Source organism: uncultured Erythrobacter sp. (assembly GCF_947502395.1).
Taxonomy (GTDB): domain Bacteria; phylum Pseudomonadota; class Alphaproteobacteria; order Sphingomonadales; family Sphingomonadaceae; genus Erythrobacter.
Window position 1 is genome coordinate 1,312,353 of sequence record NZ_CANMZM010000001.1, and the last position, 15,909, is coordinate 1,328,261.

The 15,909-nt window shown below is 53.8% G+C and carries 14 protein-coding genes; 3 read left to right on the plus strand and 11 right to left on the minus strand.

The features are described from left to right. The first annotated feature begins 11 nt into the window (after positions 1 to 11). Together Q0778_RS06090 and Q0778_RS06095 are read left to right on the plus strand one after the other, a co-directional pair. Positions 12 to 1,217: an acyl-CoA dehydrogenase family protein gene (locus Q0778_RS06090; RefSeq protein ID WP_298334779.1), complete on the plus strand. Its 1,206-nt coding sequence runs from the start codon at positions 12 to 14 to the stop codon at positions 1,215 to 1,217. 13 nt (positions 1,218 to 1,230) lie between these two features. Further along, the gene (locus tag Q0778_RS06095; RefSeq protein ID WP_298334781.1) at positions 1,231 to 2,337 is read left to right on the plus strand and encodes an acyl-CoA dehydrogenase family protein; all 1,107 of its coding nucleotides are present in this window, start codon (positions 1,231 to 1,233) and stop codon (positions 2,335 to 2,337) included. Positions 2,338 to 2,417: 80 nt separating this feature from the next. Here Q0778_RS06095 and Q0778_RS06100 read toward each other — a convergent pair whose 3' ends face one another. The 10 genes from Q0778_RS06100 to Q0778_RS06145 form a co-directional block, all read right to left on the minus strand. Then, the gene (locus tag Q0778_RS06100) at positions 2,418 to 3,635 is read right to left on the minus strand and encodes a polysaccharide biosynthesis/export family protein (protein WP_298308859.1); all 1,218 of its coding nucleotides are present in this window, start codon (positions 3,633 to 3,635) and stop codon (positions 2,418 to 2,420) included. 26 nt (positions 3,636 to 3,661) lie between these two features. Next, positions 3,662 to 4,945 (minus strand): glycosyltransferase family 1 protein, encoded by a 1,284-nt coding sequence (locus tag Q0778_RS06105; RefSeq protein WP_298334783.1) that lies wholly within the window; start codon positions 4,943 to 4,945, stop codon positions 3,662 to 3,664. An 85-nt stretch (positions 4,946 to 5,030) separates the two neighbouring features. Then, the gene (locus Q0778_RS06110; RefSeq protein ID WP_298334785.1) at positions 5,031 to 5,717 is read right to left on the minus strand and encodes an FkbM family methyltransferase; all 687 of its coding nucleotides are present in this window, start codon (positions 5,715 to 5,717) and stop codon (positions 5,031 to 5,033) included. 181 nt (positions 5,718 to 5,898) lie between these two features. Then, a complete protein-coding gene (locus Q0778_RS06115) occupies positions 5,899 to 6,843 on the minus strand; it encodes an FkbM family methyltransferase (protein ID WP_298334787.1) in 945 nt (314 codons plus the stop codon). 96 nt (positions 6,844 to 6,939) lie between these two features. After that, complete coding sequence (locus Q0778_RS16330) at positions 6,940 to 8,418, minus strand: ABC transporter ATP-binding protein (protein ID WP_366519518.1); 1,479 nt, start codon at positions 8,416 to 8,418, stop codon at positions 6,940 to 6,942. After that, positions 8,415 to 9,218, minus strand: a complete 804-nt coding sequence (locus Q0778_RS06125; protein ID WP_298334789.1) for an ABC transporter permease — start codon at positions 9,216 to 9,218, stop codon at positions 8,415 to 8,417. The genes Q0778_RS16330 and Q0778_RS06125 overlap by 4 nt, the downstream gene beginning before the upstream one ends. Continuing rightward, positions 9,218 to 10,321 carry a hypothetical protein gene (locus tag Q0778_RS06130; RefSeq protein WP_298334791.1) on the minus strand — a complete coding sequence of 368 codons (1,104 nt, stop codon included), beginning with the start codon at positions 10,319 to 10,321 and terminating at the stop codon, positions 9,218 to 9,220. Before Q0778_RS06130 ends, Q0778_RS06125 begins: the two co-directional genes overlap by 1 nt. Continuing rightward, the gene (locus tag Q0778_RS06135) at positions 10,315 to 11,535 is read right to left on the minus strand and encodes a glycosyltransferase family 1 protein (RefSeq protein WP_298334793.1); all 1,221 of its coding nucleotides are present in this window, start codon (positions 11,533 to 11,535) and stop codon (positions 10,315 to 10,317) included. Before Q0778_RS06135 ends, Q0778_RS06130 begins: the two co-directional genes overlap by 7 nt. Then, the gene (locus tag Q0778_RS06140) at positions 11,532 to 12,311 is read right to left on the minus strand and encodes an NTP transferase domain-containing protein (RefSeq protein ID WP_298334795.1); all 780 of its coding nucleotides are present in this window, start codon (positions 12,309 to 12,311) and stop codon (positions 11,532 to 11,534) included. The genes Q0778_RS06135 and Q0778_RS06140 overlap by 4 nt, the downstream gene beginning before the upstream one ends. Positions 12,312 to 12,355: 44 nt before the next feature. After that, entirely contained in the window at positions 12,356 to 13,459 is a 1,104-nt protein-coding gene (locus Q0778_RS06145) for an inositol-3-phosphate synthase (protein WP_298334797.1), read from the minus strand. Positions 13,460 to 13,840: 381 nt separating this feature from the next. On the opposite strand from Q0778_RS06145, the gene Q0778_RS06150 reads away from it, so the two are divergent. Continuing rightward, positions 13,841 to 14,962 (plus strand): glycosyltransferase family 1 protein, encoded by a 1,122-nt coding sequence (locus Q0778_RS06150; RefSeq protein WP_298334799.1) that lies wholly within the window; start codon positions 13,841 to 13,843, stop codon positions 14,960 to 14,962. On the opposite strand, the gene Q0778_RS06155 is transcribed toward Q0778_RS06150, so the two are convergent. Then, positions 14,941 to 15,846, minus strand: coding sequence for a CDP-alcohol phosphatidyltransferase family protein (locus tag Q0778_RS06155; RefSeq protein ID WP_298334801.1), 906 nt, complete (start codon positions 15,844 to 15,846; stop codon positions 14,941 to 14,943). The genes Q0778_RS06150 and Q0778_RS06155 overlap by 22 nt on opposite strands. Positions 15,847 to 15,909 lie beyond the last annotated feature (63 nt).

Consider the following 15,909-nt stretch of genomic DNA (forward strand, 5'->3'; position numbering starts at 1 on the left):
AGACCATCAAAATGAACGTTGAGTTTTCACCTGAACTCGAAGCCTTCCGCGCGGAAGTCGCCGAGTTTTTCGCCACCGCCCCAACGCCTGCGATCCGTGAGGCCGGGCGCAAGACCACCAGCGTTTTTGCTCCCTTTGATCAATGCATGGAATGGCATCAGATTCTGGCCAAAAAAGGTTGGGCTGCCCCGCATTGGCCGGTTGATTATGGCGGCACCGGGTGGAGCGTGGAGCAACGGTTTATCTTTGCAGAAGAGTACCGCAAGGCAGACCTACCCCCGCTTCTCCCACAGAGCCTAGGCATGGTGGGCCCGCTGCTGATCGACCTTGGGACGGAGGAACAAAAGGCGACGTATCTTCCGCCTATCCTCCAAGGTCTCGATTTTTGGGCCCAGGGGTATTCAGAGCCGGGCTCTGGCTCTGACCTTGCTTCACTCCAGTGCCGAGCCGAGGCCGATGGCGACGACTACATCATCAATGGCTCCAAAATCTGGACCACTTACGCCCATCACGCAAACCGCATGTTTATGCTGGTTCGCACGGACAACTCGGGCAAGAAACAGCAGGGTATCACCTTCCTCCTGCTCGATCGGATCGATTATCCGGGGATGGAAATCCGTCCAATAGTCGGCCTTGATGGGTTCCCCGAGCAATGCGAAGTCTTCTTCGACAATGTCCGCGTACCGCAATCTGGGCGCGTGGGCGAAGAGAATGACGGCTGGAGCGTTGCCAAGCACCTTTTGAAGCACGAACGCGGTGGATCGGCTGCTTCGCCAACCTTGGTTCGGTATCTTGAGCGTGCCAAAGAAGCAGCAGGTAAGACCCCGTCTCCCTTTGGCGGGATGATGGCAGATGATCCCGTATTCCAACGCGATTTTGGTGAACTCTACGCCGATGTCGCAAGCCTTGCCCATATGGAAAAACTCGCGATCAGCGGCCATTCCATCGCCAATGATCCGGCCTTCCCTTCGCTGAACAAGACCATCAATTCCGAATTGATACAACGCGCCTCGATCTTGATGACTCAGGTCTCAGGCGTGACCGGATTGGCGCGGCAATTGGAGGCTTTGCGCGTGGGCAGCAATGTCGAGCCGCAGGGCAGTGAGTTCGATCTCATCACCATGCCGCTCTACCTGAACAGCCGCGCAACTTCGATCTACGCTGGTTCGAACGAGGTCCAACGCGACCTCATCTCACGCAGTCTGGCAACCGGCTGAGGGGACAGAACACATGGATTTTGCATTCAGCCAGGAACAGGACATGCTGCGCGAAAGCGTCGCGAAACTCCTCGAACGCAATTACGATTTTGACACACGCCAGGAGCTTGTCGCCTCTGATGCGCCTTGGTCCGCCGATGTCTGGTCGGAGTTTGCGGAGCTTGGCCTCACCATGCTTCCCTTCAGCGAAGAGCAAGGCGGGCTTGGCGGATCAATTGCCGATCTCGTTGCCTTTGCGCAGAGCCTGGGTGAACACTTGGTCATCGAACCCTATGTCGCCTCAACATTGCTAGCAGGCGGAGCCTTGGCAGCGAGCGGCACGCCAACGGCTCTCCAATGGATCGGAAAGCTGAGCAGTGGCGAAGTGACGCTGGCATTCGCTTATGAGGAAGGTGCCGGCACAGCCTCGCCCGAACAAATCGCTATGGCTGCTGACCCCTCCGAAGAAGGCGCTGAACTAAGCGGTGAAAAGCGCCTTGTGATTGCGGGCAGTGTTGCCGATGCTTTGGTGGTGGTCGCGCGACGCTCTGACACGGGAAAGCTGGGTTTCTATCTGGTTGAAGCAGGTGCGGCTGGTCTCCAAATCTCACCTTATCAAACCATCGACGGCCGGAGCGCTGCGACTATCCATTTCAATCAGGTGGTGGTGCAGCAAGAGGCAGTGCTGTTGGAAGATGCGCGTGACGCACTAGAAGCAGTCCTTGCCGAGGCGATCATCGTCCAGTCCGCAGAGGCGCTAGGTGCGATGAAAGCGCTACTCACAATAACCAGCGAATATGCGATGACGCGCAAGCAGTTTGGCCAGCCCATCGGCATGTTTCAAGTCGTGGCACACCGGCTAGCCGATATGAAAATCGCCTATACTAAGGCGCTTTCGACGCTGACCTACACCACCGCCCTTGCCAATTCAGGCGCGGCGACGCTGCGGGATATTGCCATCCTCAAAGGCCAAATCGGCAAGTTGGGGCATGAAATCGGCGAAGCGGCGATCCAGACTCACGGCGGCGTGGGTCTCACTGATGAGCTCAACGTCGGGCACTACCACAAGCGCCTCATCGCACTGGATGCGAGCCTTGGCGACCATGCCTTTCACCTGCGCAAAGTGGGTCAGAGCGGCTAGGTAGCCGCACATTTCGCCCCGACCAAGCTCCCAAGCTCTGCCGCCCGGACGTTCAGAATTGAGCGCGACCCCGCGCCAGATCAGTTGTTGGAAGTCAAAGCGTTCGTGATGCCGATCACAGAGAAGGCCGCGCTTGAAATAGTCGAGACAAATCGCCGCAAATCAGCACCCGGCGCCGTAGAGACGTAGAGCACATCATCATCGCGAATGGCAAAATCCTGCATTGCGAACACACTCGCGGGTTCTGACAAATCGAGCCGATAAATCACCGGAACGCGGCCATCGGCCGTCACACGAACATTTTCGTGCAGCCCGTCCCCTAATGCATCTCGATCTTCTAGGCGGAATACAAAGACGCCTTTGTTATCGGCGCGGTTGTCATTGAGGCCGCCAACTCTTCCCAAGGCCTGGGCCAATGTAAGCCCTGCACCATCAAATGGCACTTCAGCACTCTGCCGGACCGCTCCCAACGCAACGAAACTAAAGGGCTGATGCAGAACGGTCACCACGTCATCAGGAAAAAGCTGCACATTCTGCGTCGGGTCAGTGACAACGCGCTGGAGCGGCATGGTCACGACATCCTCACCGCGGGTAATCTGCACGATTGAGCGATCAACTGGATTGCGCGGTCCGCCTGCGCTTGCAACCGCGTCAAGAACTCTCTCGCCGCGCGCGCTCAAAGGCATGCGCCGACTCTGCGCCACTTCTCCAAGGACTGTGACAGTTCGCGTTTCATTGCGAACAAGGCGGACGATCGCTTGTGGATCATGCGCCCTGCCTCTTAAGCTACTAACGATAGCTTGTTCCACATCATCGACCTTGCGACCGACCACTTTGACAGGACCAACGAACGGAACCGAAACAGTTCCTGCCTCACCAACAATCTGCTGTGGAATTCCAGCCTGAACGGCCAATTCTGGGGTCGCGCCGATCCCTGGGTTGCCACCACCCGCCCCGAACAGAACAGCGGGGGGCGCCTCCCATATAGCGATATCGAGAACATCGCCATATCCGATGAGTTCGACTGAAGGGGCCTCCTCGGTAAACACCTCGGCGAATTCAGATGCACGACCATATTGATCGAGGCGGGAAAGCGTGGAACCATCAAGCTCTACGATTTCGATCCCTTGACCAAGGTAATCCTGATCATCCGCGCTGCGAACATCGCCACCGGCAGGACCTGAAGCGCCAAGCGTTGAACAGCCTGCAAGCGTAATCGCCAAGCCCCCAGCCAGCACAGCCTTGAGAATACGCGATGCCGAAGCGCGCGAGTCCGAGATTATTACCTTACCATTCATTGAACTTCGTCCAGTTTCTGTGATCTTTAGAGCAGCCGCCCATATAGCGCATCAAGACGCTTGCGGTGGGCTGAAGGGGAGAATAGTTCGGCCCGCGTCGCCCCTCTGACGGTTAGCTCATTGCGCAAACCTGAATCACTATCCATTTGGCTGAAGGCTTGAGCAATAGCCTTTGAGTGATAAGGATCAACCTGCAAACCCGCATCGCCAATCACTTCAGGCAATGAACCGGTGTTCGATCCTATCACTGGAGTACCAAGGGTCATCGCTTCCAACGCTGGCAAGCCAAACCCTTCATAAAGCGATGGAAAAAGCGCGGCTTTCGCTCCGCGGATTAGATTGATCAGCGTGCCCTGCGGGCAATAGGAAAGCTGGATGATGCGGGATTTGCCGTGCTTACCGCTATCCTTGACCAGCCGCAGCTCTTCTTCTGACCTCCAAGCCCTTGCTCCTACGATAACGAGGGGCGTTTCCACTCCGCTCGCAAGATAGCCTTCAATCATGCGGTGGAGGTTCTTCTTGGGTTCAATCGATCCCCAGAAGAGGAAGTAGTCTTTGTAACCAACGTCGAACCCGCCCTCAACAATGCGAGCAACCTCTTCATCACTAAATTTGAGTGCGTCTTCGGGCAATTCGACTGACTGATAGGTGTTTGTAACTCGGTCCTCAGGAACGTCCAAAAGTTCCATGATGTCGCGTTTCGAACACTCAGACACTGTCACGATGTGATCCGCACGGCTCGCGATCTGCCTCACCAACTTGAGATAGGCACGTTTGTTGTCGAGTGTTGTGTAAGGCAAACGCAATGGCACCAAATCGTGCATAGTGTAGATATTGGGGGCGCCCTTCACCTCAATCGGGAGCGGATAGGTCCAGTGGGCAAGGTCGACAGTTCCCGGCATGTACACCTTGGAAAAGCCCCGCCCAATGGCAAATCCTGCATTTGCGCGGTGAAAAAGGTCTTCACCATTGAATATGCGTTTACAGGTCGGGAAGCGCCCAGCGAACGCGTTGGGCACAACACTGCCTGACAGATCAAGCTCGCGCGGCGTGAGGTCAAATGGGCTGCGAGCGCCGCTGCGAATGGCCCGCGCAATCCTGCGGAGTTTCCCCTTGGGAAGCTCAATCGGGTCAAAGAAAGAGATTTCGCGCAGCAAAGGGTCATCGTCTTCAGCAATCCGTTCGCCATATAGGACAGACACTTCATGCCCCAGCCCGGACACTTCCTCGCAGAGATTCCGCGCATAGGTCGCAATCCCAGTGCCTTTGGCCATTGCCAGATTGTATCCATCGATGAGGATGCGTTTCAACTTTGGTCTCTTGCCTTACGTTTGCAGAGGTTTGTGCCTTCAGAGCATTTGGGAGCGGCTCTTCTCAACCGCGCCTCGTGCACCATTAGGGCCAGCAAATCATCCACTCTATACCAACATTGGTGGTTTCAGCCATTTCCTTAGTCAAGGGGCCCTTAACCTCGCCATCAAAGTCGAGATACTTCAGTTCGCCATCGCGACCAAGTGCCGCCATGATGTCGTCATAAGTATAGTCTCTCTGGAAGTTGACCTCACAAACGATCTTCGGCCGGAAATGCTCAATGATAGGCCGCAGATTCTCAAGCACCATGAGTTCTGCACCTTCGACATCGATCTTGATCAGATCAACCCGATCAAATTGTTCGACTGTAAAATGGCCAAGATCAACCTCCCAAGATTTGCCCGGTATGGTGAGGTCTTCCGGCTTTTCGCCTGGCTTCAGGAAACAGCCGTTCTTGGTGCCGTCTTGCACAAAAAGGGTCCGTTTCCCGGTCTCTTCAGGCCCGGCAATGGCAAAATTACAGACCTCAACTGTGTTGTGCATCCCGTTGAGAAAGGCGCTATGGTGGATGAGTTCGCTCAGTTCAGGGTTCGGCTCAACCGAATAGACTTTGCCTTTCTGGCCAACCAGAGCAGCACCCAGAATGGTGAAATAGCCAAGATTGGCCCCAATATCGATGACCGTATCACCACCCTTGAGGGAAGCTGCAAAATGCTTTGAGAGCCAATACTCCCAGTAACCGTCGGCGACCATAAAGGGCGAGAAGCTCATGTCGCTTCCTAGGGCCACAAGCTTGTAGTTGCCTAAGATTCTGCACAGGATGCGGTCATTCCCGAGGTAGAAACTTCTCGTTCGCCACCTGAAAAATCTCTGCACGGTCCTTTCAGGCAATCGCCGAAGAAAACGGCTTAGATGACGTTGGAACACAAGGAGCTCTTTCTAAATACTGAGATCATGGCCAGCACACCAGCCAATCGTCTTCATCGGTTTGTTGCTCTGCCATTGTCTTGGTTAGCGGTTGGACTTTTCCATCATAGTCCAGATACTTCAGATCGCCGCTTTCACCCAGCGCCTTTTGGATGTCTTGAAAGCCATAGCCGCGGTGAAAGTTTACCTCACATACAATTCTCGGTCGATGCTTTTCGATGATGGGCTTAAGGCTCCGCAGAACCCCAAGTTCCGCACCTTCAACATCGATTTTGATGAAGTCGACCCTCTCGAAATCGTCAGGGTTCAGGCAGCCTAACTCGATGTCCAAAACCTCGCCCCAATTTTCATGGGCTGGGACATCAGCATCTTCAGAAAGGATGGTGCCATTCTTAGGTTCATTTGCCGGAACGAAGAATTTGCGCGTGCCCGTCTCTTCTTCGACCGCCAAAGCAAAGTGATGGAGCTTTGTCCGGGCTTGATAGCCATTGTGCAGCACAGTTTTCGACAGAAGCGAGAAGACAAATGGGTTCGGCTCAACAGCAACGACATTGCCTTCTTTCCCCACCAAGTCGCCGGCAAGGATCGTATAATAACCAAGATTGGCTCCAATATCGAGCACCGTGTCACCGTTCTTTATGTTCTGCGCGAAGTACTGAGTCAGCCAGTATTCCCAGTAGCCTTCGGTAATCATGTGCGGAGAGAATCCAACGTCGTCGCCAATGACAAACATCTTCTTGTTGGCCAGCACCCGGCAGAGGATCTGGTTGTTTCCGATGTATTGGGATTTACACCTTGAGCGAAAAACATTGTGTACCACAGCTCGGCGATAGTGCCTGAGCAAGGTGGAGAGACTATCAGGATGATTGTTCACCAGTTCCTCCATCACCTTACCTAGTGACGGCGCGCTACCTTTGCTCGGTCTGAGGACCACAGCGTAGAGAAGGCGATGTAACAGCGATTGTGTCATGGGTGCGGCACTCTAAGCGGAAAGGCTGGGAACTTGAGAACGTTGCAGTTCGATTTTGCGATCTGGAGATACTACCTAATAGACTTGGTCAGCGCGCTATCCGAAGCGTGCACGAAGAGCCGCCTGAGACTTGGGCCAGTCTGAGAAACCTCCATGCGCCAAAAGGATTGGCAATGCATCCTTCTTGACCTCGATCATTTGTGAAATCTTGTGAACGCCCCTTTCGCTTTCTGCAGCATTAGAAATGCTAGTAAGATTCGCTGCCCATAAATGAGCATCTTCAATGGGGCGAGCTCGCTTGACCCTCGCTTTCAATGCCTTGCTGCCAAGGCCATCTTCAACCACAAGCCATTCGGCATGGAATTTCGCAAATCGCTCGTCCTCGACAAGGCAAGCAAACAGGGAATCACACTTCGGGTGCTCTCGCATAAGCGCGATCAACTCCTCCCGCCCTACGTCTTCCTGACCCCAGGCCGCTATTGCGAGCAGATTGACGTCCGGAATGGTTGAGGGCTGCTCGTGAGCGGGCCCGGGCGTCAGGCCTACCAGCGGGTTGACCGGAGGAAAGCGCTTTTGCTTCTTTAGAACATGAGTAAAAAACTCGTCGACTTCGCCAGTGGATTCGCCAAATGCACACGCGGTGCGATACCCCATTTCAGCCAGCTCTGGATCACCTCCATCCTTCACCATATGCGCCCACTGCGTCCAATAAGAGCCCTGAAACGGATATATTTCGAGTGCGCTGGCGTAGCCGTCTCTCGCCTCATCCCATTTCTTTTCCTCGCCTCTCATGTGCGCCTCTAGCACCTTGTTGAAGAACTTTTCGTCGTGAAGGGCAGACGTGTTTGACGTGTCGATCAACTGTTTTCTAGATTGAGCCGCAAACTTCGGTCTTGGATCATTCGTGACTTTGCTGTCAGCAAGCCCGATCTTGGTCTTGAAGTCGCTATAGGCTTCTTCGAAATCGTCATACAGTTTCAACTTCGCATCGTGCAGCAACGCGAACTTGTTGCAGTGGTTGTTGATATAACTTGTGTTGTGCGAGACAATGATCATCGCTCGGTCAGCACGGCGCTCAAACAGCTCGTAATTGCAACGAGCATGGAAACGAGCATCCCCAACCGCGCTCACCTCGTCAATTAAGAAGCAGTCAAATTCGGTAATCATTGATATCGCAAAGGCCAGTCTTGCGCGCATACCAGATGAATAGGTCCGCACCTCTTCACGCAAGTAGTCCCCAAGTTCGGAAAATTCCTCAACAAAAGCGAGATTGTGCTTAAAGTCCTGATCGTAGACCCGGCTTATGAAACGTACATTGTCCACACCTGTAAGGTTGTCTTGAAAAGCGCCGCTAAACGCCAGAGGCCATGAGACACTCATGTCAGAAAGGACTCGGCCAGAAGTGGCAAATTCGACTCCGCTTATAAGACGAATTAGCGTTGATTTGCCGGCACCATTTCTGCCCAGAATGCCAAGCTTTTCCCCCTTTTTCAGCTCAAAGTTCACATTATCAAGAACGAGCTTTTTCCCAAATCTTGTCGGGTAGGTCTTGCAGAGGTTTTCGACCCTGATCATCCCGGGACCACCCGCCGTGAGACGTAACGCAGGAACATTAGGGCAATCACAGACAAAACAAGGTTGAACACGAGCAAATAGGACAAATCATAGATCGGCGTAAACTTCGATCCGAAATACCCATCACGCACCAACTCCACCCCATGAACCATCGGCAAAAGCAGAACGATCTCTTGAAAGTTGCGCGGAAGCACCGAAACCAGGAATGCAGCGCCAGAAAGAGGAAACAAAAGATAAGAGAAGGGGTGCCAGAACTTGTTCACCAATTCGCTGAGATACGACGCGGTGCCCAGGAAAATGGCCAATGCGGCACCAAACCATGCTATCCCAAACCAACCCGTCGCCACCATCAATATGTCTTCAGGCGGTGAAATCCACTCAATCGCGATAAAGAGCACTCCCAAAACAATGAAAGAGATAGAAGCACCTCCGACCTCAAGAAAAATTCTCGCAAGATAAATATCCAAAGGCTTGATGTTGCGATGGTATAAGAGCGCTGAGTCCGCCCTAATCGCGCCGATTGTCCGCCCTGGCAGGTTGCGCCATAGCAGCACGGTCGAATATCCGGTGAGAGCAAATGCAGCAATCGGAAGATCGCTCCCATGGATGCTCTTTGTCGCCGTCCATAGAGCGGTCACGCCCAGCGTGAACAGCATAGGCTCTACAAAGAGCCACAGGAATCCGATGTTATGCCGTCCATACCGCGTGATGACTTCACGGATAAGAAGAGCGCCTAATACACGCCCTTGGACCGTGAAACTCTCCTTCAACGGAGTCTTTCGGAGCGCCTCGGAGGACATTAGTCACGGTGCTCCCGCACACCGATCATCAGCATCGAAAGGACACCCCAAGCAAGAAGACCGAGCACAAATGTCGCAATAATGCTGCGGATCCGCCTTGGCTGAAGAGCAAAGTCAGGAAGACTCGGATCTGAAATACGCTCCAGATAGGTTCGTTTGCGCCGTGCTTCGGCCTGGGCTTCCTGCAATGAAGCAAGCGCAATCGCCAACTGCTGCTCTGCAAACTCAGAATTCACAGCCAATTCCTGATATCCGACCATCGCGGCCGACAAAGACCCTTGACCTCCGGTCAGCCCCTCGCGTGTTTTTTCGATCTCGCTCTCGAGCTGGCGGATTTGTGTACGAAGAAACGGGATCTGTGAGGCTTCCGGAGTATAGGTTTGCAACTGGCGAAGTTGAGTCTTGGCCGCAATCAACTGATCCTGAAGCTTACCCACCATCTGTAAGCCGACTAGCGATTCTTGCGTGGGGTCAACGATCCGTTCAGCACCTCGATATTGCGCCAGTTCAAGCCTGGCAGAGCGCGCTTTGTCGGTTGCTTCGTCCACCTGCTCTTGCGCCAAAGCGATTGTGTCATCGCGTGAGCGTTCAGACAGGCTGTTGACCAGTTCTTCGGATTGGAGAAGCAGGCGCGAGTTGATTTCTCGAGCTTCGGCAGGATCATATGCGCTAACCCGCAATGTCATGACCTGACCCGAAAGTCCTTCAGCAACTACAACTTTCCCGATGAAATACTGGTAGAGTTGCTCCTTGCTTTCCCCCCACAGTGCTCCGAACCGATCGAAAAAGAATATATTCGGATCGGTATAGGCATTTGCAACGAAACCATCCTGATCGGCATCTGCAAGAGCGCGGCGTGAGAGGATGTACTCGCTAATCGTGGCATTTCCTTCAGCAGCGCCAGCCGCACCACCAAGGCCAGCCTGACCCAACGCGGCGCGAAGGGGTGAGCCGGATTTCTCGGTCGGATTACGCACAACAAAGCGGCTCTCCGAAATGTAAATGTCATTCGCCAACACACCGAAATACAAGATTGCGATGAGAGTCGGTACAATGACCGTTGCGATGAACAGCGGGTTGATGAATTTTAGACGGTCTAACACTCGACTTGTAATCTCTCGTTTGGCACCCGTTCGGCGCTAGCCAGGCCTTCTAGCCAGCTATCTATGATTGCAAAATGATTTTGCCAGGTAGGAGCGATGAAATGCTCCATCATGTTGAGTTGCCGATCACGCTCACTATCGGAGAAAGCAAAACGACAAATCGCCCGCTTCCATGCTGTTTCGTCGGCGACGTCTAGCAGCAATGGAATGCCTTGCCCAATCTCTTGGAAGCTGGGGATGTCATTTGCGATAACTGGAGTGCCAAGTTGTAAGGCCTCAACAACCGGCAGGCCATAGCCTTCGGCATGTGTAGGCATCAGCAGTGCACGCGAGCCAGCAAGCAAAGCACCGATCTGGCTATCATTGGCGGCGGTGTCAAAGCGCACCACTTTCGCAAGGCGCGGTCTTGAGCGGTAGGCCTCCATGACAGGGGCGCTCTGGGGGCTATCTTGGCCGACAATAACAAGTCGAGGACAAGAATCCCCGAACGCATCGATCAACTCATCCCAAACCCGAAACAATAGCTCATAATTCTTGCGGCGTTCAATCGTGCCGATGCACAGAAAATAGGGCTTATGCGCCTCAAATCTTTGCGCCTTTTCAGTTTGAGAATATGGTCGATTTGTAAAATCAGCGCCCGCAAGCGGCGCAACGGCGATTGGCGGAAGATCAAGCCCGCGCTTTTCGGCAAACTTGGCGAGCTGAGCTTGGGTCGCACTCGTGTTGACGATCGCACCAGAGCCGTGTCGCAGAAGGCCGCGCACGCGCCCTAGATGGCGCCTTACGGCATGAGCGCTTGAAAGTCTTGGATGAGTCAGCGGGATTAAGTCATGTAAGAAATACACACTGCGCAAATTGCTCTTCTCCACCCACTGATGGTGGGTGGGCAGATCAAAATCGGTATGGCTGGGATTGATATAGATCATCCCATCTCCAGGAATCCGAGACGGTGAACGTGTGAGAGCCAATGGAGAGAACCTAACCAGCTTGGATCGAATGCCCGACGAAGGCTGCAACAGCATATCGAAGACTGCGTCGGAATCGCGCCTATTGAACACCTTGACCATACCACGATGCTGCACGACAGCGCGCGCGCGGGTATGAAAGTGCCTAGCGTAGGCCTCACACACGCGGTCGATCCCGGTCGAGCGGCGCTTGGTCCAAGCTCGAGAAACGAGCCGCGTTGTATCAAGCAAGATATCCTGCGCAGTCATGGCTGAACGTTCAATTCGCGACACCGCACCCAATCAGCCGCATCATTGCCAAGGAGAGAAAAGCCCTCATCGAGCAACCCCTGAGCCTGAGCATGGGCCGCCGGATCGTCTACATCCATCCACCAAGCATCGCCAATATCGAGCGTTGCCGCTCGACCGCAATCGGCCAGTAATTGCATGCCGTCAGAAAGCGAACCCTGCTTACCCTGGCCGATCGCCTTGCCGATGGCCCCAGCCAACGCCGGCGTCGCCAAAAACGCTCCACAATCGACCGCATCGTATTGAGTAAGGTCCTTGCCAATACGGTTGATAAAGCCGTTTGCCCCCCTCTCAACCCAAGTCGCATCATCTGGATCGATCAACGGGCTAATAATGCGTCGATCAATACCCAGTGTGACATCACGCCCGCCATCATCCGCACCTGCCAATCCTCGAAGGATGCATGATGAAAGAAGGTGATCACACATAACAAGAAGGTAATTGCCGGGCAGATAGCTCGCGCCCGCCATTACCGAAAAGCCATTGGGCTTTTCCCAATCCTCGACCCGCACTGTGATAACATCAAGGTCAAGTCGAGAGCGCATTCCACCTACTGCCACCTCGACTGCCTCAGCATTGTAACCCGTGACCACGACCGCACGGGCCACCCCAGCGCTTGCCAGTTGACGAAGCGCGATCCCCAGGAGCGAAACCCCGTTGATCGTCGCAAGCGGCTTTGAAGGGAAGAGGTCACGCAACCTGCTTCCAAAGCCCGCAGCTAAAATGAGACCGTCCATTGTCGATCCTATCGGGTTGGAAACCTAGCGCACCGCGCCTCAGATTACTCGGCAGCTTCTGGCAAGCTGGTCTGATATTGATCCAGCAGACCGTTTGCGACGTCCTCGGGAATCTGCTCTGGCGGATGCTTGCAATAATAAGCTGACGGCAGTGTCAGCGCCCCACTCTCACCCCGATCAAGAGCCTGCTTACAAAAACGAATAGCATCTACGACACAGGCAGCAGCATTCGGGCTATCCTCAACCGATAAACGCAGCTCGAGGTTCATAGGCACCTCACCCCACTGCGTACCTTCAACACGAAGAAAACAGACCTTGTTGTCTTTTTGCCAGGCGACATATTCTGATGGTCCGATGAGAATATTCTCATCCTCCAAACGTTTGGCGAGCGCTGCTTGCACCGCCATCGTTTTAGACTCCTTCTTGTCACTCAACCGGTCACGGTCCAGCATGTTCATGAAGTCGGTATTACCGCCAGTGTTGAGCTGATAGGTGCGCTCAATTGAGGCACCGCGAGCAGCAAACAAGCTTGAAAGAGCCCGGTGAACAATAGTCGCACCGACCTGCGCCTTGATGTCATCACCGACAATCGGCAGCCCCTTGGCCTTGAACCGAGCCTCCCACTGTTCGTCACTGGCAATAAACACGGGAATACAATTGACAACCGCACACCCAGCTTCGAGCGCGCAATCCATGTAGAACTCGGTCGCCCTCTGCGAACCAACAGGCAAGAAATTAACAAGAATGTCGGCCCGCGACTTGCGCAAGGCCTCGACAATTTGATCCTTCGAAACCGCAGCGCTGTCGTCAGCAACCCTAAAGCCGCGTTCTCCAGCCTTCGTCATGTGCGCAGCGACGCCATCGAGAGCAGGACCGCGCATGACCTTCGCCCCGGAAGGCGGCATATCTGGCTTGAAAACGGTCGTATTGTTGGGTGCAGAGAAAATCGCTTCGGAAAGATCTTTCCCGACCTTCCTGTCATCCACGTCAACCCCAAGTACGAATTCAATGTCAGAAACGGTGTACCCGCCCACAACTTCGCGAATCAACCCGGTGGTCGATTTGTTGGCCTTGTAAAAGGCGACACCCTGAATGAGGGAGCTTGCACAATTTCCCACACCGATGACTGCGACTCTAATCGAATGCATTATACTTCCTAGAACACCCTTGAATACCGCGCGCTTTCACGCACTGCCTTTATGCCCCTCCCCTAGGCAACCACTTACTCGGACAAGCTGATCCCAAAGCACCACATCAACCTGCAGCAAAAGCCAGCTCTCTCCCGGGCCAAGACGTTTTGCAGAAAAGCAATATTACCTGAATTCTGCGTTCCACAATTTGTGCGCATGCACAACCATAAAAAGATCATTTTGGGGGAAACCCGCGATAGCCTGACAGATTTGCCACATCCATCGATGTTGCATTTATCCGAATTGAAGTGCAGCGAGCCCCAAAGATTTGAGTGACGAAGAAAATATCTAAAAAGCCTCTCAGTCTGGATATTTGCCTTGGGAACGGAATGAGCCGAAGTGTCAGTTATTTGCCTCGACTGCAGATACATAGGGGCCAAGCCAAGCGGTATTGGCGAGGTCACGTGGGCCTTGGCACATCATTTGCCAAAGCTTGCGCCCGAGCTCGATTTTCTGTTCTTGCGAAATCCTGAGAGGCAATCACCCTTGGTGTCAGCGCCAAATGTCACCGAAACTGTTGTAAAAAGCCCAGCAAATGGGCCCGCAACACTTTGGTGGCTTCCCAAAGTCGTGGACTTGGCAAATGTCGATCTGTTCCACGCGCCTTTCAATATTCTGCCTGCCGGACTAACCATGAAGACGGTGACCACGATCCACGATATCATGTGGCTCACAAACCCTCGATGGTGCAATCCAAACCTCTACGGTCATATAGAGCGCAGATTTTACGCAACCGGCATCAAGCGCGCATTCGATCATTCGAACGCAATCGCCACAGTCAGCAGCGCGACCAAGCGCGCGATCCTGAGTCAAAGGCCTGACATCGCGCGAAAAATTAAAGTAACTCTTTCCGGCGTGTCCGCCGAGTTTCGGAAAGTTGAAATCAGAGAAGAAACTCTGAGTTCAATTGGACTCAAGCACGGTCAGAAATTCATTCTCACCGCCGGGCAGTTCGCACCTTACAAGAACCATGAAGGCTCTATAAGGGCCTTTTCCAAGGCATTCGCCGACCGCGAAGATATTGACCTAGTCATGGTTCAACGGCGCAATGCGGGCGCAAACGAGCTGGTTTCCCTCACAAAACAACTAAATCTAAGTGAGAGAGTTCACTTTACGGATACCGTGAGCTTTACAACGCTGCTTCAGCTTTATTCCGGCGCTTTGGCTTTGCTTCACCCCTCTTTCTGCGAGGGATTTGGCAATCCTTTGGCCGAAGCCATGGCATGCGGTTGTCCAGTCATTACCAGCAACCAAAGTGCCATGCCCGAAGTGGTTGGAAATGCTGCCCTACTCGTCAACCCAAATGACACGGACGAAATTGCAGGGGCGCTCACAAAAGTTGCGGAAGATGAGATAATCGCTGCCCGCATGAGTGAAAGAGGGTTGGAGCGTGCAAAAGAGCTTTGTTGGGAACGGTTTGCGAGAGCCAACCTAGATATCTACCGCGAGTTGTTGGCCTGATCCTGGATTCGTTGCGTGGCCGTACTCGCGGTCAGAATGGATACTGCCATCACGCAAGTGAGTCCAAGAGCCTCGAACACGAAGAAGTACAGCGGAGAGCCCGCAAGCATCGACAAACCGCAAACAATAGTACGGAAATTTGCACTCAGCAGATAGGTTGATCTGAGCACAGGAATGGTTTCCGTGCGGATTATCAACCGCAAAGCATCTCTTTGCTCGTCATCAGACTGTTCGACAAGGTGATCGACCTCGCGCCCTCCCGGAGCCAGAAGCTTGGCTAGAGCCATATAATAGATGGCAACACCACCGAGTATTCCGTTTGGCTGATCGGATTGGCCGTCTGATACGCGCAACCACTTTGTGCCATAAACCCAATACTGATATTGGCGGCGCTGCACCTCATAATGGGCCGCTTGCACAATCCTGCCGATTCCGGCGCCAATTGCCAAACTCCAGGCCGCCCAGCCACCGATCTCTTCCATAAGCATAAAGCCTAGCGTCACATAGAGAACGATGTGCCCCGCATAATCGCAAACCCCATCAATGATCTCCCCTCTCGCACTGGTCCGTCCGGTCAAGCGCGCAAGATCGCCGTCGGCCCCGTCAAAGACATGCCAGCTCATATGCAAGGCGAGGCCCAGTGCCAGCACAACCCAATTGTCAGCGAACCAATAAGCGACCGCAGCAGTTACGATCGCGACGCCACCCACGATCGAGACCATATTAGGAGTGACCGGCGTTGGTATTAACGCCTTGGCCAGCCGCATAGAGAGTGGGTGATAGACAGATCCGTTGAGCCAATCCTCGAGCTCGCTCGGACGACCCTGCGACACTCTCTCGCCTTGCGCAAAGGCCGACGCATCAGATGCCGAGTTTTCCCTCATTTGCTACGTGCCCGCTCCTTCCTGCGGCTCCCACTTGTCACCAATTGCGATCAGCACTAGGCC